At 63.7% G+C, this 18,915-nt stretch carries 20 protein-coding genes; 8 read left to right on the forward strand and 12 right to left on the reverse strand.

Annotated features, from left to right (window positions below; all coding sequences use genetic code 11):
* Positions 1–3 precede the first annotated feature (3 nt).
* Together RE4_RS17975 and menE are read left to right on the forward strand one after the other, a co-directional pair.
* Entirely contained in the window at positions 4–306 is a 303-nt protein-coding gene (locus RE4_RS17975; protein ID WP_019744336.1) for a DUF3349 domain-containing protein, read from the forward strand.
* Complete coding sequence (gene menE, locus RE4_RS17980) at positions 303–1,442, forward strand: o-succinylbenzoate--CoA ligase (protein ID WP_060939063.1); 1,140 nt, start codon at positions 303–305, stop codon at positions 1,440–1,442. The genes RE4_RS17975 and menE overlap by 4 nt, the downstream gene beginning before the upstream one ends.
* 54 nt (positions 1,443–1,496) lie before the next feature.
* Here menE and RE4_RS17985 read toward each other — a convergent pair whose 3' ends face one another.
* Positions 1,497–2,390 carry a type IV toxin-antitoxin system AbiEi family antitoxin domain-containing protein gene (locus RE4_RS17985; protein WP_060939064.1) on the reverse strand — a complete coding sequence of 298 codons (894 nt, stop codon included), beginning with the start codon at positions 2,388–2,390 and terminating at the stop codon, positions 1,497–1,499.
* Between the two features lie 154 nt (positions 2,391–2,544).
* Here RE4_RS17985 and RE4_RS17990 point away from each other — a divergent pair, with 154 nt between their 5' ends.
* Both RE4_RS17990 and RE4_RS17995 read left to right on the forward strand, forming a co-directional pair.
* Positions 2,545–3,552, forward strand: coding sequence for a daunorubicin resistance protein DrrA family ABC transporter ATP-binding protein (locus RE4_RS17990; RefSeq protein ID WP_003941960.1), 1,008 nt, complete (start codon positions 2,545–2,547; stop codon positions 3,550–3,552).
* Positions 3,549–4,376 carry an ABC transporter permease gene (locus RE4_RS17995; RefSeq protein WP_003941848.1) on the forward strand — a complete coding sequence of 276 codons (828 nt, stop codon included), beginning with the start codon at positions 3,549–3,551 and terminating at the stop codon, positions 4,374–4,376. Before RE4_RS17990 ends, RE4_RS17995 begins: the two co-directional genes overlap by 4 nt.
* A gap of 21 nt (positions 4,377–4,397) precedes the next feature.
* Here RE4_RS17995 and RE4_RS18000 read toward each other — a convergent pair whose 3' ends face one another.
* Entirely contained in the window at positions 4,398–7,646 is a 3,249-nt protein-coding gene (locus RE4_RS18000; RefSeq protein ID WP_060939083.1) for an AfsR/SARP family transcriptional regulator, read from the reverse strand.
* A gap of 49 nt (positions 7,647–7,695) precedes the next feature.
* Here RE4_RS18000 and RE4_RS18005 point away from each other — a divergent pair, with 49 nt between their 5' ends.
* Entirely contained in the window at positions 7,696–8,565 is an 870-nt protein-coding gene (locus RE4_RS18005) for a 1,4-dihydroxy-2-naphthoate polyprenyltransferase (RefSeq protein ID WP_019744341.1), read from the forward strand.
* A 12-nt stretch (positions 8,566–8,577) separates the two neighbouring features.
* On the opposite strand, the gene RE4_RS18010 is transcribed toward RE4_RS18005, so the two are convergent.
* Genes RE4_RS18010 through RE4_RS18025 form a run of 4 tightly spaced genes read right to left on the reverse strand, consistent with a single transcriptional unit; the run spans position 8,578 to position 10,638 of the window.
* Complete coding sequence (locus RE4_RS18010) at positions 8,578–8,958, reverse strand: phage holin family protein (protein ID WP_003941998.1); 381 nt, start codon at positions 8,956–8,958, stop codon at positions 8,578–8,580.
* Between the two features lie 49 nt (positions 8,959–9,007).
* Positions 9,008–9,589: a Clp protease N-terminal domain-containing protein gene (locus RE4_RS18015; protein ID WP_019744343.1), complete on the reverse strand. Its 582-nt coding sequence runs from the start codon at positions 9,587–9,589 to the stop codon at positions 9,008–9,010.
* Positions 9,590–9,594: 5 nt separating this feature from the next.
* Positions 9,595–9,846 carry a helix-turn-helix domain-containing protein gene (locus tag RE4_RS18020; protein WP_003941869.1) on the reverse strand — a complete coding sequence of 84 codons (252 nt, stop codon included), beginning with the start codon at positions 9,844–9,846 and terminating at the stop codon, positions 9,595–9,597.
* A gap of 54 nt (positions 9,847–9,900) precedes the next feature.
* Entirely contained in the window at positions 9,901–10,638 is a 738-nt protein-coding gene (locus RE4_RS18025) for a lysophospholipid acyltransferase family protein (protein ID WP_060939065.1), read from the reverse strand.
* A 122-nt stretch (positions 10,639–10,760) separates the two neighbouring features.
* Here RE4_RS18025 and RE4_RS18030 point away from each other — a divergent pair, with 122 nt between their 5' ends.
* Entirely contained in the window at positions 10,761–11,384 is a 624-nt protein-coding gene (locus tag RE4_RS18030) for a GNAT family N-acetyltransferase (protein ID WP_019744345.1), read from the forward strand.
* Here RE4_RS18030 and cds1 read toward each other — a convergent pair.
* Together cds1 and RE4_RS18040 are read right to left on the reverse strand one after the other, a co-directional pair.
* Positions 11,282–12,385, reverse strand: a complete 1,104-nt coding sequence (gene cds1, locus RE4_RS18035; RefSeq protein WP_019744346.1) for an L-cysteine desulfhydrase Cds1 — start codon at positions 12,383–12,385, stop codon at positions 11,282–11,284. The genes RE4_RS18030 and cds1 overlap by 103 nt on opposite strands.
* Complete coding sequence (locus tag RE4_RS18040; protein ID WP_019744347.1) at positions 12,382–12,768, reverse strand: DUF4229 domain-containing protein; 387 nt, start codon at positions 12,766–12,768, stop codon at positions 12,382–12,384. Before RE4_RS18040 ends, cds1 begins: the two co-directional genes overlap by 4 nt.
* Before the next feature lie 291 nt (positions 12,769–13,059).
* Here RE4_RS18040 and RE4_RS18045 point away from each other — a divergent pair, with 291 nt between their 5' ends.
* Together RE4_RS18045 and RE4_RS18050 are read left to right on the forward strand one after the other, a co-directional pair.
* Positions 13,060–13,272: a BldC family transcriptional regulator gene (locus RE4_RS18045; RefSeq protein WP_003942029.1), complete on the forward strand. Its 213-nt coding sequence runs from the start codon at positions 13,060–13,062 to the stop codon at positions 13,270–13,272.
* A gap of 164 nt (positions 13,273–13,436) precedes the next feature.
* Positions 13,437–13,643 (forward strand): hypothetical protein, encoded by a 207-nt coding sequence (locus RE4_RS18050; RefSeq protein WP_060939066.1) that lies wholly within the window; start codon positions 13,437–13,439, stop codon positions 13,641–13,643.
* Between the two features lie 25 nt (positions 13,644–13,668).
* On the opposite strand, the gene RE4_RS18055 is transcribed toward RE4_RS18050, so the two are convergent.
* The 4 genes from RE4_RS18055 to RE4_RS18070 all read right to left on the reverse strand — a co-directional run bounded on the left by RE4_RS18055 (position 13,669) and on the right by RE4_RS18070 (position 18,914).
* Positions 13,669–15,303, reverse strand: a complete 1,635-nt coding sequence (locus RE4_RS18055; RefSeq protein ID WP_127159975.1) for a MinD/ParA family ATP-binding protein — start codon at positions 15,301–15,303, stop codon at positions 13,669–13,671.
* A 142-nt stretch (positions 15,304–15,445) separates the two neighbouring features.
* On the reverse strand, positions 15,446–16,408 hold the full coding sequence (gene ccsB, locus RE4_RS18060; protein WP_021333940.1) for a c-type cytochrome biogenesis protein CcsB: 963 nt from the start codon (positions 16,406–16,408) through the stop codon (positions 15,446–15,448).
* Positions 16,405–18,069 (reverse strand): cytochrome c biogenesis protein ResB, encoded by a 1,665-nt coding sequence (gene resB, locus RE4_RS18065; protein ID WP_021333939.1) that lies wholly within the window; start codon positions 18,067–18,069, stop codon positions 16,405–16,407. Before resB ends, ccsB begins: the two co-directional genes overlap by 4 nt.
* On the reverse strand, positions 18,066–18,914 hold the full coding sequence (locus RE4_RS18070; protein WP_003941906.1) for a cytochrome c biogenesis CcdA family protein: 849 nt from the start codon (positions 18,912–18,914) through the stop codon (positions 18,066–18,068). Before RE4_RS18070 ends, resB begins: the two co-directional genes overlap by 4 nt.
* Between the last annotated feature and the right edge of the window lies 1 nt (position 18,915).

Below are 18,915 nucleotides of genomic sequence, written 5' to 3' on the forward strand. Positions count from 1 at the left end.
GTCATGGCTCTTCCGCCCTTCCTCACGTCGATAGTCGGCTGGTTGCGGGCCGGCTATCCCAATGGCGTCCCCGAGCAGGACTACATCCCGCTCTTCGCACTCCTCACTCGCAGACTCTCCGAGGCCGAGGTCGACGCCGTCGCCGACGCGTTGATCGAGGACGGCGATCTGCCCATCGAGAAGACCGACATCCAGGTCCTCATCACGAAGATCACCAACGAGATGCCTCTCGAAACCGATGTCGACCGCGTGCGAAGCCATCTGGCTGACGGCGGTTGGCCCCTTGCCGGGCCGGACATCCGGTGAACGTTCTTCGCACACTCGCGGTTCCGCAGGGCGAGGCGGCTTTCGAGGTATTGCCTGCCGTCGCGCAGATCCTGGGCGGCGACCACGACGCCGTACTCCCCGTCCCGGCTGCCGACGCACGCGAGACGGCCCGACTGAGCGACGCTCTGCACCCCGATCAGCCCATCGACGACGGCGTCTCGCTGGTGGTCGCCACGTCGGGGACCACCGGAACCCCGAAGGGCGCGATGCTCACCGCGAGCGCACTGCGAGCCAGCGGCGACGCGACCCATGAACGCCTCGGCGGCACCGGATCCTGGTTGCTGGTTCTCCCCCCGCACCACATCGCCGGGATGCAAGTTCTGTTGCGCAGTGTCCTCGCCGGAACACAACCGGTGATCGTCGACGTCAGTGCGGGTTTCGACCCGGCAGCGCTTCCGGGCGCCGTCGCCGCGATGAGCGGACCGCGCCGCTACACCTCCTTGGTGCCGACGCAGTTGGTCAAGGCGCTCGGTGATCGCGCCGCGGTCGAGGCGCTGGCGTCACTCGACGCGGTTCTGCTCGGCGGCGCTGCGACTCCCGCGCCGGTACTCGCGCAGGCAACCGAAGCGGGCATCACCGTCGTCCGCACCTACGGGATGAGTGAAACCTCCGGCGGTTGCGTCTACGACGGAATCCCGTTGTCCGGAGCGCAGATTCGTATCGACGACGGGCGAGTACTGCTGGGCGGACCGATGCTCGCGTCCGGGTACCGCGGGCTTCCCGACCACCCCGCTTTCGCCGAACCCGGATGGTTCCGGACCGACGACGCCGGAGCTGTGGTCGACGGAGTCCTGCGCATCAGCGGCCGGTTGGACGAGGCAATCTCCACCGGCGGGCTGACCGTCGTACCGCAGGTGGTCGAGGCCGCGTTGGCAGATCACCCCGCCGTTCGCGAGTGCGCGGTGATCGGCGTCGAGGACCAGCGGCTGGGGCAGCGGGTGGTGGCCGTGGTCGTACCCGAGGGCGAAGCTCCCACGCTCGATGAACTACGCACACATGCTCAGCGGACACTCGACGTCACCGCAGCGCCGCGCGAGCTGTTCGTCGTGGACGCACTGCCGCTCCGGGGGCCGGGCAAGCTCGACCGCGCCGCTCTGGTGGCTCGGTTCAGCTAGCAGCCGCAGCACGATTGTTCAGCCGCAGGCCTGATCAGCGCCGCGGCTGCACAATCAGCGCGCGGCTCCGCGGAGGCAAGCCCGCTCGAACCTTTCGTGGACGCGTTCGAAGTCGCGAAGATCCGCCCAAACCCATCGGAACACCTCGAACCCCGCGTCCCGGATCGCGTCCTCCCGCAGTTTCTCGCGCTCTACCGCCCTACCCGGATTGTCGCCGCGGTACTTGACCATCCCGTCGAACTCGCCCACCACACCGTGCTCTTTCCAGAAGAAGTCGACTCGTCCGATGAACCTGCCACCGTGACGGATCTCGTGCTGCAGGGTCGGCTTCGGCCATCCGTCGGCGCGCATGCGTACGCGGCTGATGGACTCCCCTGGGCTCTCGGCACCCGGTTCGATGAACTCCGCCGCCACTCGCGCACGACTCATCCCCAGCCGTCCGCGCGCATGATCGAGCGAAGCGTCGACGTCCTCACGCCTCATCCCACGTCGCAGGGCGCAATCACCGATCACCACGGCGGTCTCGAACGGCGTCGTCCGTGCGAGGTCGACGAACGTTCGCGCAAGCGACGTGGTTGCGACGCCGTCGATCAGCACGACCTCCTCGGCCGGGACCACTGCCGGATGAAGATGCAAGGTTTGACTCTTCCGCCCACCCGAGCACCGGTTACGCGTCATGTGCACGGTGCCCAATCGCAATCCGCCGCAATCCAATCCGTGCATGACCGCTGCCGAAGCGTGGCTCACGATTGCGCCTGGTCCACAGCTTTCGGTGGCTACCATGACAGCGCAGCGGTGGCGTGCTCTCGCATCGAGTTCGCGGAAGTGATCGGCTCGCATGTAGATCCCCGCTGCGATTCGGTGCAGCTCGCCGCGCCTGACCGCTCGCTGCAACTGCGCGTCGCTGGTGCCGTCGCGGTGAGCCTGTGCCCGCGTGAGAATCTCCATGCAGCGAGCGTGATGCCGCCGCGCCCGCACACCGACAAGCAAGATCCGTCTGGGGATTGTTTGCCGGTTGTGGAGCACCGACCTCGCGCGCTGTGCAAGTAACCGCAAGTTCCACGCAAGGTCCATGCAAGATCGATCTGCCAAGCTTCATCCCATGAACCACACAGCTTCGCCTCTTGCCATCGAGGCCGACGGACTCGTCAAGAAGTTCGGCGAGCACCGCGCGGTCGACGGCGTCAGCCTCACCGTCCCCACCGGCTCGGTGTTCGGCGTCCTCGGGCCGAACGGCGCCGGCAAGACCACCACTGTCCGCATGCTCGCCACCCTCCTTCGCCCCGACGGCGGTGAGGCGCGCATCTTCGGTCACGACGTCAGCCGTGAACCCACCGCGGTCCGCTCCCTGATCGGCGTCACCGGGCAGTACGCCTCCGTCGACGAGGACCTGACCGCGACCGAGAACCTCGTGATCTTCTCCCGGTTGCTCGGCCTGAGCCGCCGCGATGCGCGCACCAAGTCCCTCGAACTCCTCGAGGAGTTCGACCTGGTCGAGGCCGCAACCAAGCCGCTGAAGAACTTCTCCGGCGGTATGCGTCGGCGCCTGGATCTGGCGGCCAGTCTGATCGCTCGCCCGCCGCTCCTGTTCCTCGACGAGCCCACCACCGGCCTCGATCCGCGCACCCGCGCCCAGATGTGGGTGACCATCCGGCGACTCGTCGCCGAGGGCTCGACGGTGTTGCTCACCACGCAGTACCTCGACGAGGCCGATCAGTTGGCCGATCGCATCGCAGTGATCGACCGAGGTCGCGTGATCGCGAACGGCACCGCCGACGAACTTAAGGCTTCGGTCGGGATCTCCTCCCTCCAGCTCAAGTTGGTCGACCGTGACCGAACCGAGGAAGCTCGCTCGCTCATCGCGGCTGCGCTGAGCGTCGAGGTGGGTGTCACCCCCGAAGTCGGGCGGATCACCGCACCACTGAGCGACCCGTCGATCACCGCAGACCTGTTGATCCGCCTGCGTGAGCAAGGAATTGCCGTCGACGAGATCAACGTACAGAAACCCAGCCTGGACGAAGTGTTCCTGACCATTACCGGGCACCAGCCCGAAGACGGTGGACGCAACGACGCCCAGTCCGACAACGACTCCGATCGGAGCGTCGCATGACAACCACCCTCACCAAACCCCGGTCGCCGATAGCCCAGCCGGATGCCGCACCCCGCCGCATCAGCCTGCAGCAGAGCTTCGCGAACACGTTCACGATGGCGTACCGCGGAATTCTCAAGATCAAGCACAACCCCGAGCAACTGTTCGACGTCGTCATCCAGCCGATCATCTTCACGTTGATGTTCACGTACATCTTCGGCGGCGCGATCGCCGGTGACGTGACGGCATATCTGCCGACGATCATCCCCGGCATCCTCGTCCAGACCGTCATCACCGGTTCCATCGTCACGGGCACTCAGCTTCGTGAGGACATGGACAAGGGCGTGTTCGACCGCTTCAAATCCCTTCCCATCGCTCGTATCGCCCCGCTGTCCGGCGCATTGCTCGCCGATGTCGTGCGCTACGGCATCGCAACGACCATCACGTTCATCGTCGGTTTCGCGATGGGATACCGCCCCGCAGGCGGCGTGGTCGGCATTCTGTCTGCCGCGATCCTGGTCATGGTGTGCGCGTTCTCCATCAGCTGGATCTTCGCCCTCATGGGCGTGCTGATGAACAAAGCGTCCACGGTGCAGGGTGTTTCGATGCTCGTGCTGTTCCCGCTGACGTTCCTGTCGAATGCGTTCGTCGATCCTGCCACCATGCCGAGTTGGCTTCAGAAGTTCGTGAACGTCAATCCGGTCTCACACTTGGTGACCGCGGTTCGCGAGCTGGCCAACGACGGTCACTTCGGTATCCACGTCGTGTGGTCGTTGGTCGGCGCCGCGGTGATCGTTGCCGTCATGGCGCCCCTGACCGTCCGGATGTACATGCGCAAGACATAAGTCCCGCAACATCGTCCAGCTCTAATCCAGCACCGGTCCGCGAAGCGCAGCCAACACTGCTTCGCGGACCGCTCTGCGTGAGTAGCCCGACACCTTCTCGGTTTCCACAGACCACCTGTCGACTCCCACCACACCGACAGCGAAGTCGGAGAGACGCGCATGGTGGAGCGAGACGAAGTCCTGTCTCCCCGGCATTTTCAACGACAGAGCCATCAGTTCGACCCCTCGATCGATGTTGCCCGTGACAAGATCGAACGACCCGATCGCCGACGCCAAGGAACCCGCGAGCGGCAGGTCCGCATAACCCTTGGGATCGAACTTGAGAGCACTCGAATCCTTCATCTGCAGAACACGACTTGCCACGAGTTCATGTCGGCCGTGAACGACGTGAGCACACACGGCCGCAGCACCGAGCAGAACGACGAAGGGATCACCGAAGATGTTCTCGATCGCAGAGCCCAACAACTCCAGTGCTTCTCGATACCTGGCCAACCCTTCGTCGATTCGGCCGTCGGCGAGATCCGCCTCGGCGATGCTCGCCATCAGCGCCGCGCGCCGTTGATCGGTTTCGATGGCACCGGTCCCACCCGAGTGCGCCAAGGCCGGGCGTGCCCGATCGAGAAGTGTTCGCCCGCCGGCGGTGTCACCGGATGCGATCATTGCTCCGGCTTGAAAGCAGATGAGCTGCATCGCCTCGTCACGTGCACCGAGGCGTTCCATCGACGCCGCCGCAATCGCGTAGAACTCGATGGCCTCGCCATATCGCGCGGATTGGCTGTGGACCGACCCGACATGCTGGGCCGCCATCGCAAGGCCCCACTCGTCACCGGCATTGGTCGCGTAGTCGAACAACGCTTCCCCGTCCAGCAATGCGCCCCGCAGATCCCCGATGTTCTCGCGCATATTCGAACGCGCGGACAGCGCAGCCATTCGGGTCTCGGGGTCGGAACTGCGAACGCCTTCCGCAACCAAACGCGCAAGTCTGTGGTTGGCGATCCCACTCGTGGTCAGCTTGATCAGAAATGCGAACAACGGACCGAGATCATCGCGATCACGCAACAGCTTTCGAAGACGAACCCGCGCGCGGGCATGGTTTCGATCGGTCTCCGCGAAAAACAGATGCATCGCCACCAGAATGAACGTCGCGCCCACCAATTCTGCATTTACATCGCGTAGATCGTTGTCCGCGGTCGCCCCGACGATCTTCGACGCCCAGTTCGAGACTTCCGAATTCGATCCTCGTACGGCCCACAGAATCGCGAGGACAGGAAAGACGTTGGCTACGGTGACCGCGTCGCCGCGCTCGACAGCCCAGCGAAGAACAGCGAGAAGGTTGTCGTGCTCGGCGTCGAGGTCGGCAATCAGGCGCAACTGATCCGTGCGTGCACGCACGACGGCGTCCTCTGCGATCGCGATTGCCCAGACATCCAGGCGCCGGATCACTTCCGGCCCCTCTCCGGACGCGGCGAGCTGCTCCTCGCCGTATTCGCGGACCGTCTCGAGCATGTAGTACCGAAGCTCACCCTGCCCGTCGCTGACGGAAAGAAGTGACTGATTGACCAGCGCTTCGACAGCGCCGGCCACATCGTTCAACTCTCCCCACCCGGCAACGGCCTGCGCCGAGGAAAGCGTGAAACCTGCCGGGAATCGGCACAATCGACGCAGCGCAATCTGATCCCCGCTGCCCAACAGATTCCAGCTCCAATCGATCACCGCGTGCAGCGTGCGATGCCGATCCGGAGACGTCGGATCATCGGAGCGCAACAACGCGAACCGATCTCGCAGTCTCGAACCGATTTCGTCGACGCTCATCGTGCGGACCCGGGCAGCCGCGAGCTCGATCGCCAACGGGAGTCCGTCGAGCGTCGTACACAGCTTGACGACCGCGTCGACGTCCAGATGAACGGACGGCCGCACCGCACGTGCTCTCGCCGAGAAGAGTTCGACTGCCGAGCCGGTTCCGTCGTCGATCGCCAACGGCGGCAACGGGTACACCGCCTCGGCACTGATCATGAGCGGCGAACGACTGGTGGTCAGTACCGTCAGCTGACGACCGGCCGCGATCATCTCGGCCACGATCTCCGAACACGCGCCGATCACGTGCTCGCAATTGTCGAGGATGAGCAACATCGGACCGGCGGACAACGCCTCTTTGAGTCGCTCTCGCGCCGAATGCGTCCGGCCGACGGTCAATTTGCCTGGCGCCAGATCGGATTCGCTGATTCCGAGGGTGCCGCCGATGGCCGCGATGACATCTTCGCTGCTGCGCAACGACGCCAACTCCACGAGTACCACCGCGACGCCAGGCTGGTTCACGGATCCGCGTAGGCCCAATTCGTGTGCGAGACGGGTTTTTCCGGCGCCACCAGGTCCGAGAATGGTGACCACACGTGAGCGAGCCAGCAAGGATTCGATCTGGTCGATGTCGCTGTCGCGACCGAGCAAGGTGTTGGGGGCAGCGCGTAGACCGATCGCCCGCGCAGCTCGCGGTGTTGCCGCAGGTGCCCCGAGAAGTTCCGCGTTCAGAGCCACCAGTGCGGGTGACGGATCAGCGCCCAGGCGATTGGCGAGGTGATTGCGGAACTCCGCGAACACTTCGAGTGCCTCGTTGACTCGGCCGGCTCCGGCGAGCGCACGCATCAACGTTTCGGCCGCTGTGTCGTCGAACGGGCTCGACAGATGGCGTCCGCGCACCAGTGGAATGGCGGCCGCGTACTCCCCCAACGTGAGCAACGCGTCGATCTGCACGGACTCCAGTTCGTCGTACACGCGGCCCGCGTCGAGCGCCAGGCGATCTGCGACGTCGCCGACCACGTCGCTCCCGGGGGTACCGCGCCACAGGCGCAGCGCCGCGGTCGTGACGGCGAGTGCTTCGGACGCGTCGGCGCCGCCGGCGCGCAGACGACGGGCGGCGTCCGCTGCCCGGGCCAGGTCGACACGCTCCCGAGCGAGAGTGAGCCGGTATCCGGCCGCCGTGACTTCGAGCGCCCCGTCCGGAAGTGCAGATCGCAGGCGCGAGACCTGAGTGTGGAGGGCGTTCATCGGTGAGCGCGGCGGCTCCAGCCCCCAGACGTCGTCGATCAGGATCTGCGCGGTACGGGGCTCACCCGGATTGCGAGCCAGCGCAACCAGCAGAGTTCGAGCTCGCGGACCTGGCAACGGAACCAGACGTTCGCCCACTTTGGTCGAAATGGGTCCGAGCAAGGCAATGTCTGCCGGGTCTTCGCCCGACTGCGCGTACCTGGCGCGCTCACTCACGTCTCGAGTCATGTGCTGATCCACCGCGTTCGATCGTATTGCACAGTGCAAAGATCGTTGTATGGCAACAGCTGCTCAATGGATCGAAGGCGCGAGGCCGCGCACACTCCCGAACGCGATTGCGCCCGTGCTGGTCGGCACCGGAGCCGCGGCGTCCCTGGACCTCGCAGTGTGGTGGAAGGCGCTCCTGGCACTGATCGTCTCCTTGGCCTTGATCGTCGGGGTGAATTTCGCGAACGACTACTCCGACGGAATCCGCGGAACGGACGACGACCGCGTCGGGCCACTGCGCTTGGTCGGATCGAAGTTGGTCAGTCCCGGAGCTGTGAAGGCCGCAGCGATCAGCTGCTTCACCGTTGCCGCGGTAGCCGGGTTCGTTCTGGCGGCGACCACAGCCTGGTGGCTGGTTGCGGTCGGCGTGTTCTGCATCATTGGTGCCTGGTTCTACACCGGCGGCAAGAAGCCGTACGGATACAGCGGGTTCGGCGAGATCGCCGTGTTCATCTTCTTCGGGCTGATCGCAGTGCTGGGAACTCAATTCGTACAGGCCGAACGGGTGGATCTGGCCGGGCTGGCCGGCGCGATCGCCATCGGTTCATTCTCGAGCGCGGTGCTCGTTGCCAACAATCTTCGAGACATCCCGACCGACACCGAGTCCGGAAAGATCACTCTCGCAGTCCGGCTCGGCGACGCGAAGACCCGCACGCTGCACGTGATCCTGCTGGCCGTCCCGTTCGTCGCGACCTTGCTGCTGATCCTGCGTACTCCGTGGGCCCTGCTCGGATTGCTGGCGTTGCCACTGGCAATCCGAGCCAACGCCCCGCTGCGTTCAGGGGGCCAGGGAATGGCTCTGATCCCCGCGTTGCGCGACACCGGACTCGCCATGCTCGTCTGGGGTGCCGCGACCGCAGTTGCGCTCAGTCTCGCCTGAACGTCGACGTCCTCAACGGTTGTCGGGGACGAACGCGCTGAGCAGAAAGTTCACGATCGAGATGATCAGCGCGCCCCAGACTGCCGTCCAGAAGCCGTCGACCGTCAAGCCGTAGGACGTACCGGACGAGATCCACGCCGTCAGCATCAGCATCAGGGCGTTGATCACCAGCGTGAACAGTCCGAGGGTCAGGATGAGCAGCGGTAGTGAGAGAAGCTGCACTACCGGCTTGATGAAGGCGTTGACCACCGTGAAGATCAAAGCGATCACCGCGATCACGAGAACCGTGCCCCAGGTGCCGTTGTCGTGGTTGGCGATCGTGATGCCGGTGACCCACGCCGACGCCAGCCAGATGGCTATGCCGTTGATGATGAGACGTGCCAGAAATGTCATGTCTGAATGCTGGCACATCCCGCCCCGTGCATGCGGAGCCGTGCCGAATCTAGGCGGCGCGATTCATCTTCGCTTCCAAGCGCTCACGGATCACCGACATCGTGACCTGCGTTTCGAGGGCCTGACGGGTAGGCCCGTCGGCGACACGCAGGATGCCGAGCAGGATGTGTTCGGCACCGATTCGATTGTCCTTGTGCGCGAGCGCTTCACGAAGCGAGAGTTCCAACACCTTCTTGGAGTCCTTCTCGAATCGTGAACGAGGAAACCCGAATCGGCCTTTCCGCGAAGTATCGACACCGTCCGGCACGGGCGTCTCGTCCAGCACACCTTCACCGAACGACTGCTCGAGACTCTCTCGAACCGCATCGAGATCGATCCCGATCGACTTGAGTATCTCGGCGTCGTCGTCGAGATTGTTCGAGTCAGCGCCTTTCGAGTCACCGCCCTTCGTGCCGGCGCCGGCACGGCGGATCGCGTCGAGGGAGACGCCCGACTCGGTGAGCACCTCGGTGGCGATGCCCCGATCAGCGGTGAGCAGCGCGGTCAGAAGTTCCATCGGCGTGACCGGACCGGATCCGGCGACAGCATCGACAACGACGCCACGAGCCTGTACGGAGAACCTTTCGAACATGGCAATTACCTGCCCTTCTCGCGCAGTGAACGCAGCATCGATTCCGACTGCGCGGACGCGTATTTCTTGTGGACGGCTTGACGGCTGACCTCGAGAGCTTCCGCGATCGCCTGCCAGGACCATCCGTGACGGCGCGCGTTGGCGACCTGAATGGCCTCGAGTTTTTCGAGTAGACGACGCAGCGCTCGAACAGCACGCAATCCCTCGGTGGGATCCGGACTACCGGCGGCAGCAGCGAGAGAGGTTGCTTCGGTCATGATGTCAATTTAGGTTGACAACCGGAATCTGTCAACCAAAATTGACAGGCACGCCTAGTATCCGGCGACGGCTCCGTTCACTGCCACCTGCAAGTCAGCCTGCACAGTTCGGGCGATATCCATCGGCTTGTCCGGAAGTTCGGTCACCGGCATTCCGACAAAGACACTCGCAGCCTTCACGTCGCCGGCCACCGGACCGTAATTGATGCCGATCGACACCAGGGCCGGTGAGCATCCCAACTTCTCGGCGCGCGCGACGATGTGGCCGATTCCGCTGTTGACGTGCTGCAGCCGCGTCGGATCTTCGGTGTTGCACGTCCCTTCCGGGAAAATCGCCAGACAGTCCCCGTTGCCCAGCCGCTCGGCCGCGACGTCCATCATCACTCGGCCGGCATCCGAAACTGCACGGAGGCCGTAGTTCTTGCTGCGAAAAACCGGGATGCTGCCCATCATGTCGACCTTCTTGCGCTGTGAAGGATCAACGAAGAGTTCGTCTTTGGCGAGGACCCGGGTCCGTCCGATCACTCGACGCAACGGAGTCCGCCACGCGGTCGCGGCGAGCGTGAACTGGTCGCTATCGGTCAGATGATTGACTGCCACGACCAACTGCGTCTTGCGTTCCAGCAGAGTCGTCAGCGCGGCTTCCGCACCCGGCGCGTACTTCACTCGCGGGCGGTACTTCAGCGCCAATGCGGCATAAGCGAGCTTCGCCACAAATCGGTTCTGCTGATGACTGCGGTAGTACTCGTACACAGCCTCGTAATTGTCGAGTGAAACTTCAGGATTGCCCATGATCCGCCCTCGCTGGAGAAGTGCCCCTTGACCAAACGATACACAACCTACGGTTGCGTAGGTTTGCGTTACAGAAGGCGTAGCGCTGGGAGAAACTCCACTCTCGAGGTAAAACGGTTTCTGTGATCCGCTCGGCCATATCCACCGACCTACCCGCACTGCAACAGATCGAGATCGCCGCGGGCGAACCGTTCCGAGACATCGGGATGGACGCCATCGCAGACGATCCACCGCCGACGCTCGACGAGTTGAACGATTTTCTCGCAGCCGAGCACATCTGGGTTCAGACCGACGCAAACGACGTACCCGTTGCGTATGCGCTCGTCGAGATCGTGGACGGCGGTGCACATATCGAACAAGTTTCCGTTCACCCCGATCATGCCCGCAAAGGCCTCGGAGCTCAGCTGATCGACGCCGTCACCGAATGGGCGGCGGACCATCACCACGATCTCGTGACTCTGACGACGTTCGTCGACGTTCCGTGGAACGCGCCGTACTACGAGCGACTCGGGTTCGTGCGTCTGGCCGAGAACACGCTCTCTCCCGGTCTGATACGCATCAGAACGGACGAGCAGGCGTCCGGGCTGGACGCCTGGCCGCGCGTGACGATGAGCCGCCCGTCACACGGTCCGGCGCCGGCGATTCAGGAACTGGCGGTCCACGCACCGGAACGTACGAACTCGTCCAACACTGCCGTCGGACCGAGCAGGTCGATCCCTTCCGACGCCACCCATTCGTCGTTGTAGTACGTGCCCGAGTAACGCTCTCCGCCGTCGCACAGCAGCGTGACGACGCTGCCGCTGCGCCCGGCTGCCATCATCTCGGCAATCAACGCAAAAGCTCCCCACAGGTTCGTCCCTGTCGAGCCACCCACTTTGCGCCCCAGGGCTGTGCTGGCGTGCCGTGCGGCCGCGATCGAGCCTGCGTCCGGCACCTTGATCATTCGGTCGACCACCTGACCGACAAACGACGGTTCGACGCGCGGACGGCCGATGCCCTCGATCCGAGAACCCCGTGTACCGACGATCGACGGATCGCTCGCTCGCCACGCGTCGAAGAACACGGAGTGCTCCGGATCTACCACGCACAGCCCCGTGTCGAATTTCCGATAGCGAAGAAAGCGGCCGATCGTGGCGCCGGTTCCGCCCGTCCCGGCTCCGACGACCACCCAGTCGGGAATCGGATGTTCCTCGTGCTCGAGCTGAGTGAAGATCGATTCGGCGATGTTGTTGTTTCCACGCCAGTCCGTCGCGCGCTCGGCGTGGGTGAACTGGTCCATGTAGTGACCGTTCAACTCACTCGCGAGCCGATGCGATTCCGAGTAGATCGAGGACGGATCGCTCACGAAATGACAACGTCCACCCTGCGCCTCGATCAGTGCGATCTTGGCGGGACTCGTGCTCGCGGGCATCACCGCGACAAAATCCAGGCCGAGCAACTTCGCGAAATACGCCTCGCTGACAGCCGTCGAACCGGACGACGCTTCGATGACAGTGGTCTCTTCGGTAACCCAGCCGTTGCAGATCGCGTAGAGGAAAAGCGACCGTGCGAGTCGATGCTTGAGACTTCCCGTGATGTGGGTCGACTCGTCCTTCAGATAGAGCTGGACGGTCCAGTTACTCGGCAGCGGATAGCGCAGTAGGTGAGTGTCCGCGCTGCGTTGCGCGTCGGCTTCGATCAGCCGCACCGCGTTGTCGACCCACTGGCGCGAGGTCCGACGGTCGACGTCGAGCGACTCCGTGGTCACCGCCCGTCTCCGCGCAGCTTGGAGCGAAGATCGTCACGATCGGACCGACGCTGGGCGTCGACCGCCGCGATGCCCGCATTGACACGCTTGCGCAGTTTCGCGAAGAGCAGCAGCGACAGCGGCAGCGCGATCAGAACTGCGAACAGTGCCGCGACGATCAGGGGAACGTCGGTGCCGGCGAGCTTTCCGCCACCGATGATGACGGCACCGATCACGACGACAAGCAGCAGCCGAGCGACCGAGTACAGCACCACGTCGCGGGCCAGTTGACCCTTGGTCACCGGCCCGGCAGCCGACTTTGCTTGCCCAGAGTTTGCGGAGGGTTTACTGGCCTTGACCGGCTCAGAAGGAACATTTTCGGGGTTTTCAGACAACTGACTCACCCTCTCAGGTTACCCATTCCGAATACGGGTGGGACTGAGCCCGCTATATCCATTTTGTCCTTTACTTAAACATTACTTTATCTTGAAAGATCGACTACCCGGCTATATCTGTGCAAACATTGCGCTACCACTCAGAAAACGGTCGAATGTGAGCGAAGGACTTCGAAACAAACTCGACGCAGGTTTTTGGCAACTGGTCGACACAACGGTTCGGAACCAAAGTTCGGAATCACTGCTCGGTTCGGAATCACTGTTCGTCAAACGTTCGACATCAACATGGAGGACCTCACAATGAGCGCACCAACCTTCAATACCGCCGCAGACGCACTCATGACGCCCGGACAGGTAGCGGCATTGTTTCATGTCGATCCCAAGACCGTGACCCGCTGGGCACACGCAGGACGACTGGGCTCGCTTCGCACACCAGGAGGACATCGTCGATTCCGTGAGACCGAGGTCATGCAGCTTCTGCGCTCGCTGACCACCGAAGCGGACAACAACTGAGCAACTTCAGCTCACGTCGAAGTACTTGTAGTACCCGACAGATCTTGCAGTACCCGACAGATACAGCACTAGCGCACTGAGCCGAAACGCTTGTCCGCACCACTTCTGGTGAAGCGGGCCGGAGACTGAGTAGGCTCGACTTCAGTTCCCTGAGGAGGTGCGCCGTGTTGTATCTGTTGGCGTTGGTGGGTTTGGTGACATTGATCGTTCTGATGTGGAAGGCGTTCGGGCCCGATCCGTCGACGCGTGCTCCGGTGAGCGGCGTACGTGGGCCGGACGACGATCCCGAATTCCTGTGGAATGTGAACCAGCAAACACGACGCAAGCGCACGGAAGGGCCGGACGTACCGCCGACTGACACGTCGACGTAGCGTCCGGGCTCACCCGGCTATCCGATTACCGCCCCGGCAACGCGAACGGGGAGGCCGGAAAGTCCTGCGCAACCACCGCAGCCAACTCCAGCACCGCTTCCCGAGTACCTGGACGCAGCCGGTCCAGATCGATTTCGGCGCCCTCTTCCAAATGCGGATCGAACGGAATCAGTCTCACCGCTCGACAGCGCTGCTCGAAATGCTCGACGACCCGGGGCAGATCAACCTTGCCCGAGCGAGGCCGTACCGCGTTGATGACGGCTACGGACGTGGCGACCAGCCTGCTGTAACCGTGAGCGTCGAGCCAATCAAGTGTCGCGGAGGCGCTACGTGCACCGTCGACGGATCCGGAACTGACCACGATCAACGAATCTGCACCTTCGAGAATGGCCTGCATCGCCGAGTGCATCAATCCGGTGCCGCAGTCGGTCAGAACTATGCTGTAGAACTTCTCGAGCATGTCGACCGTGCGCGTGTAGTCCCCGCCGCTGAAGGCCTCTGAAACTGCTGGATCGCTGTCGGATGCAAGCACTTCGAGACGGTGGCGATTCTGCGATGTGTAGCCACGGACGTCGCTGTACTTCTCGATGCTGTTCTCGTCGCGCAGCAGGTTTCGCACTGTTGCCGGAGTTTCGAGCGGGATCTTCTGGCTCAGCGTTCCCCGGTCGGGGTTTGCATCGACAGCGACGACGCGATCGCCGCGGATCGAGCCGAACATCGACCCCAGTGTCGCAGTGGTCGTGGTTTTTCCGACGCCACCTTTGAGACTGAGCACCGCAACCTTGTAGCAGCCCTGCAGCGGCTGGTTGATCTGGCGCGTCAACTCGACGAGGTGCTGCTCCTTTGCACCGTTTCCGAGGTTCACCGATCGGCCGGACAACGTGTACAGCGCCTTGCGCCAGCCACCCACCGGGGCAGGCCGGACAGGCCGCTTGACGAGGAGCGCAGCCGAGAGATCTTGCGCAGTCATCGGGAGAGCTGACTCGAAGCGACTGTCCGGAGCCGAGTTGAATCCGGTCTGCGGCATCGGAGCGCGAGTAGGTGGCGCTGTCGGCGGGGCCATCGGCATGGCCAACCCATTCGGCACGGCCTGACCGTTCTGCACCGGCGCAGCGCCGGGGTGCCCGAACTGCCGAATCACGGGATTGGGCGGATGCACGCCGGGCGCAAAAGGCGCCTGCGGGTGCTGGAGCGGTCTCGCGGATCCATGCGCGGTCGGACTGGGCTGCGAATTCTGGACAGGCAGCGGAGTCTGGACAGGCTGCGGAGGGCCAGTTCGCGAATCCGGAACCGACCCTGCACGATTCGTAGGTTCGTAGGTCTGCATCGGCATCGCGGGCGAGGTCGAGAACTGGCCGTTGATCGGGCCGGGCTGTGCTGCCGGATACTGGATGACCGGAGTCTTGGGACCTGGTACCGGCGCCGCCGGAGTCGCTGGGGTCGTCGTCGGCGGCGGAGCGGCAGGTGCACTGGGCGCCTGGCCGGCGACTTGCTGGAGCGGGCCGGAGTCGACCGGGGCCACGAAGAGACTGCGAACATCACTGGGAACCGAGTCGGATGACGGCTCGGGCGCGGATGTGCGCAGCTCGCGCCGCGTCGGCTCGGCAGGACGCACCGGCTCCCACAATCCTGCTCCGGCGTCTTCGATCTTGTCGGCCATCTCGCAGTTCCCCCTCGTCGATCCCGCAGCTACCAGACAGCTAGTAATTCACCAAGCTGCATCGTAGCTGGCGCCGCCCCTGACTTACCCACCGGTAATACCTACAGACCGGTCGGCAGCCACCCACGGTACCTCGAGAGGATCAGTTGAGTCCCGCGTAGGAGTGCAAGCCGGACACGACCATGTTGATGATGAAGAGATTGAACAGCATCGCAACGAATCCGGCGATGTTGATCCAGGCAGCCTTCGTCTCCCGCCAACCAGACGTTGCCCTCGCATGCAGGTAGGCCGCGTAGATCACCCAGGCGATGAAGGACATCGTCTCTTTGGGGTCCCAACCCCAGAAGCGTCCCCATGCAGCTTCCGCCCAGATCGCACCGAGGATCACACCTGCGCCGAACAGCGGAAATGCGATGATCGTGCTCTTGTATGCCAAGCGGTCGAGCGTCTGGGCGTCCGGCAGTCGCTCCGCGATCCGGCCGCCGATGCTCGTGCCTTCGTCACCGGGCGGAAACTTCAGTCGCAACAGGAACAGGAGGCTGGCGATACCGCCGATCATGAAGATGCCGGAGCCGACGCTGACGATCGTCACGTGAATCGGCAGCCAGTACGAGCGCAGCGCCGGAACCACGGGAGCCGCGTCGGCGTAGAGAACCGTGCCGGCGAGGAACATCAAGATCAGAACCGGTACCAGCAGGAAGACCCACATCGGACGGTACGCCGGCTTGATCAGCAGGACGTGCCCGACCAGCAACGACGCCGCACACGCCATCGCCACGAATTCGTACATGTTGCCGAGTGGGAATCGTTCCGTCGCAAATCCGCGGAGCACGATCGACGCGAAGATCAGTACTGTTCCGACAACCAAGACAGCTCGGCCCATTCCGCCGAATCGCTCCGAGAGCGACTTGGTCGGAGTCTCCGCGACCCGGCCAGGCACGGACGCGTCGACTCCACCGGCAGAGACCAGTTCCTTGTCCTGAACCGCCTTGGCTCTGGCCGACGCGTACTGCACGATGAGCAGCACAAACGCCAGCACGAGCACGGTGAAGGCGGACTTGAAGGCCCAGTCGCTGTACTGCGCGAGTGTCTCGTTGGTTGTCATCGGGCGTTCTCCTGCGCGTGCGGTTGGTTCACCGCGGTGGTCGGATTGCTTTTCAGCAAGCGGTCGGCGAGGCGGTCGAACTCGTCGCCCCAGCCTGCGTGGTCGGTGCGGGCAAGCCCACCAAGTTCTACTACAGTACGTCGTTCGTCATCTGGATAGATACGTGCCCAGACGCGGCGACGCTTGATCACGAGCGAGACGAGTAGCCCCGCCATCATCGTCAACGCTGAAACCAGTACCCACACCTGAGCGGGATCGTGGGAGACCTGCAGGTTGACGAAGTCGACGGCACCATCGAATCGCACCTGAGTTCCGTCGGCAAGCGTCGCGCTCTCACCCGGGAACAGATTGACTCGGTCCTGCTTGACCAGCCGGCCCTGATTGATCAGTTCGGTGTTGAGTTCGAACAGCGATTGCGGATTACCGGTATCGAGTCCGGTATCACCCTTGTAGATGTCGATGGCGACTGCCGGATCGTTCATCGCCGGGTAACTCGACGACAGCAGGTTGCCGTGGAACAGCGCGGTGGGCGCGAACAATCCTTCGATGGCAATCTGATTCTTCCGACGCTCGTCCGTATCGGGATACATGCCGCCCGGCGGGTCGAAACGCATTGCGCCACTACTCAGGAACGTCGTGGCGTCGTCCGGACGCCACTGGAGCGTCTCGGTGCGGGTCTCACCGTTCGGGAACGTGACGGTGAATGTCGGCGCGTATCCGTGTCCCTGCAGGTACACACGATCGCCGGCGATCCGCAGCGGGTGGTTCACCTGGATGGTCGTGTCCCGCCAGGTATCGGACTCGAGGTCGTCGCCTGCCTGGTACGAGATGTCCGAGGTGAACATCTCTGCCTGACCGGTCTCGAGGTAGTCGGCCTGGAAATTCTTCACACGGACACACAGCGGAGTCATGCCGGTGCCGTCGAGGCTCAGGCCCGCGACGAACGAGTCGAACACTGCCGGCGAAGTCGTGCAGAATCCGGGGCCGTCGTTGGCGATGACGATGCGATTGCCCTCGTAGCCGAACAACTTGCCCGCGGCAATCGCGATCAACAATCCGACCAGGGACAGGTGGAACACGAGGTTGCCGAATTCGCGGAGGTATCCCTTCTCCGCCGAGATGGTGATCTCGCCTTCGCGTCGTGATTTCGTATCGCCGCGACGCGTTTCGACGCGCCACCCACGCAGTTCTTTCGACACCCGGGCAGCAAGTTCGTCGGGAGTCTCGCCGTCGACGACGCTCTTGGTGTGGTGCGGCAGGCGAGCAAGATTGCGCGGCGCATTCACCGGACGGGTGCGCAGCGCCTTCGCGTGCTCCACGCAACGCGGCAGGATGCAGCCGACCAGCGAGATGAAGAGCAAAGCGTAGATCGCGGTGAACCAGAAGCTGCTGAACACGTCGAACAGTTCGAGGCGGTCCATCCACGGACCGAGCGTCGGACGCGCGGCGATGTAGTCGGCGACCTTGCCCTCGTTGAGGGTTCGCTGTGGCAGCAGGGCACCGGGGATCGCAGCGAGTGCGAGGAGGAACAGCAGAACCAGTGCGGTCCGCATCGAGGTGAGCCCGCGCCAGGTGTTGCGCCCGAGTGCAACGACTCGACCGATCACCGACTGCTTCGGCAGCACGGGTGTCGGGTTGTCGTTATTGTCGTCAGCTGTCATATCGGCAGCGTCACCTCCGAGATAAATGCGTCGCGAACCCAGCCGACGAACTGGTCCCACGCGCCTGTGACGAGGGCGATTCCCACTGCCACCAACATGATTCCGCCGAAAATTTGAATGGTGCGTGCATTACGACGCAACCAGCCGACGCCGGTCAGCGCACGCGCCGATCCCAGCGCCAAGATGATGAACGGCAGGCCGAGTCCGATGCAGTACGCGACGATCAAGGTGACACCGCGCGCGGCGGTCATCCCGTCGGTTCCCGCGGCTACGGACATCACGCCTGCCAATGTCGGCCCGAGGCATGGCGTCCACCCCAGCGCGAACACTCCCCCGAGCAGCGGCGCCCCCACCAGCGACGACACACGACGCGGTTCGAAACGGACGTCTTTCTGCAGCGCCGGGATGAGTCCGATGAACACCAGGCCCATCGCGATCGTGACCACACCGCCCACGCGCATCAGGACCTCGCGGTTGACGAGCAGAGTCGAGATCACGCCGAACACCGACGCGGTCGCGAGAACGAAGACGACGGTGAAGCCGGCGACGAACAGTCCGGCCGCACCGGCGACCCTCAGGCGGCTGCTCCGGGTGATCGTCCGGGTCCTCGCCTCGTCGGCGGTGATCGCGGGGGCGTCGGCGCCGACGACGCCGGCCAGGTAGGACAGGTAGCCGGGGACGAGCGGCACGACGCACGGTGAAGCGAACGACACCAGACCGGCGAGCACACAGGCGCCGAGGGCCAGCAGAAGCGGACCGGACGACGCCGCGTTCTGAAACGCTTCGCCCACACCGGCACTCAGTGTGTCGCTGCCTGCCAGCAGCGTGGTGGTCGTGGTTGTCATC

It is taken from the genome of Rhodococcus erythropolis NBRC 15567 (assembly GCF_001552595.1).
Classification (GTDB): Bacteria; Actinomycetota; Actinomycetes; order Mycobacteriales; family Mycobacteriaceae; genus Rhodococcus_F; species Rhodococcus_F erythropolis.

Bases quoted from the DNA above. Each gene is read 5' to 3' on its own strand.
- RE4_RS18045 (WP_003942029.1), top strand. From the start codon at position 13,060: ATGAGCGCACCAACCTTCAATACCGCCGCAGACGCACTCATGACGCCC.
- RE4_RS18005 (WP_019744341.1), top strand. From the start codon at position 7,696: ATGGCAACAGCTGCTCAATGGATCGAAGGCGCGAGGCCGCGCACACTC.
- RE4_RS18000 (WP_060939083.1), bottom strand. From the start codon at position 7,646: ATGACTCGAGACGTGAGTGAGCGCGCCAGGTACGCGCAGTCGGGCGAA.
- RE4_RS17995 (WP_003941848.1), top strand. From the start codon at position 3,549: ATGACAACCACCCTCACCAAACCCCGGTCGCCGATAGCCCAGCCGGAT.
- RE4_RS18015 (WP_019744343.1), bottom strand. From the start codon at position 9,589: ATGTTCGAAAGGTTCTCCGTACAGGCTCGTGGCGTCGTTGTCGATGCT.
- RE4_RS18055 (WP_127159975.1), bottom strand. From the start codon at position 15,303: ATGGCCGACAAGATCGAAGACGCCGGAGCAGGATTGTGGGAGCCGGTG.
- RE4_RS18010 (WP_003941998.1), bottom strand. From the start codon at position 8,958: ATGACATTTCTGGCACGTCTCATCATCAACGGCATAGCCATCTGGCTG.
- RE4_RS17990 (WP_003941960.1), top strand. From the start codon at position 2,545: ATGAACCACACAGCTTCGCCTCTTGCCATCGAGGCCGACGGACTCGTC.
- RE4_RS18070 (WP_003941906.1), bottom strand. From the start codon at position 18,914: ATGACAACCACGACCACCACGCTGCTGGCAGGCAGCGACACACTGAGT.
- resB (WP_021333939.1), bottom strand. From the start codon at position 18,069: ATGACAGCTGACGACAATAACGACAACCCGACACCCGTGCTGCCGAAG.
- RE4_RS18020 (WP_003941869.1), bottom strand. From the start codon at position 9,846: ATGACCGAAGCAACCTCTCTCGCTGCTGCCGCCGGTAGTCCGGATCCC.
- RE4_RS17975 (WP_019744336.1), top strand. From the start codon at position 4: ATGGCTCTTCCGCCCTTCCTCACGTCGATAGTCGGCTGGTTGCGGGCC.
- RE4_RS17985 (WP_060939064.1), bottom strand. From the start codon at position 2,390: ATGGAGATTCTCACGCGGGCACAGGCTCACCGCGACGGCACCAGCGAC.
- ccsB (WP_021333940.1), bottom strand. From the start codon at position 16,408: ATGACAACCAACGAGACACTCGCGCAGTACAGCGACTGGGCCTTCAAG.
- RE4_RS18025 (WP_060939065.1), bottom strand. From the start codon at position 10,638: ATGGGCAATCCTGAAGTTTCACTCGACAATTACGAGGCTGTGTACGAG.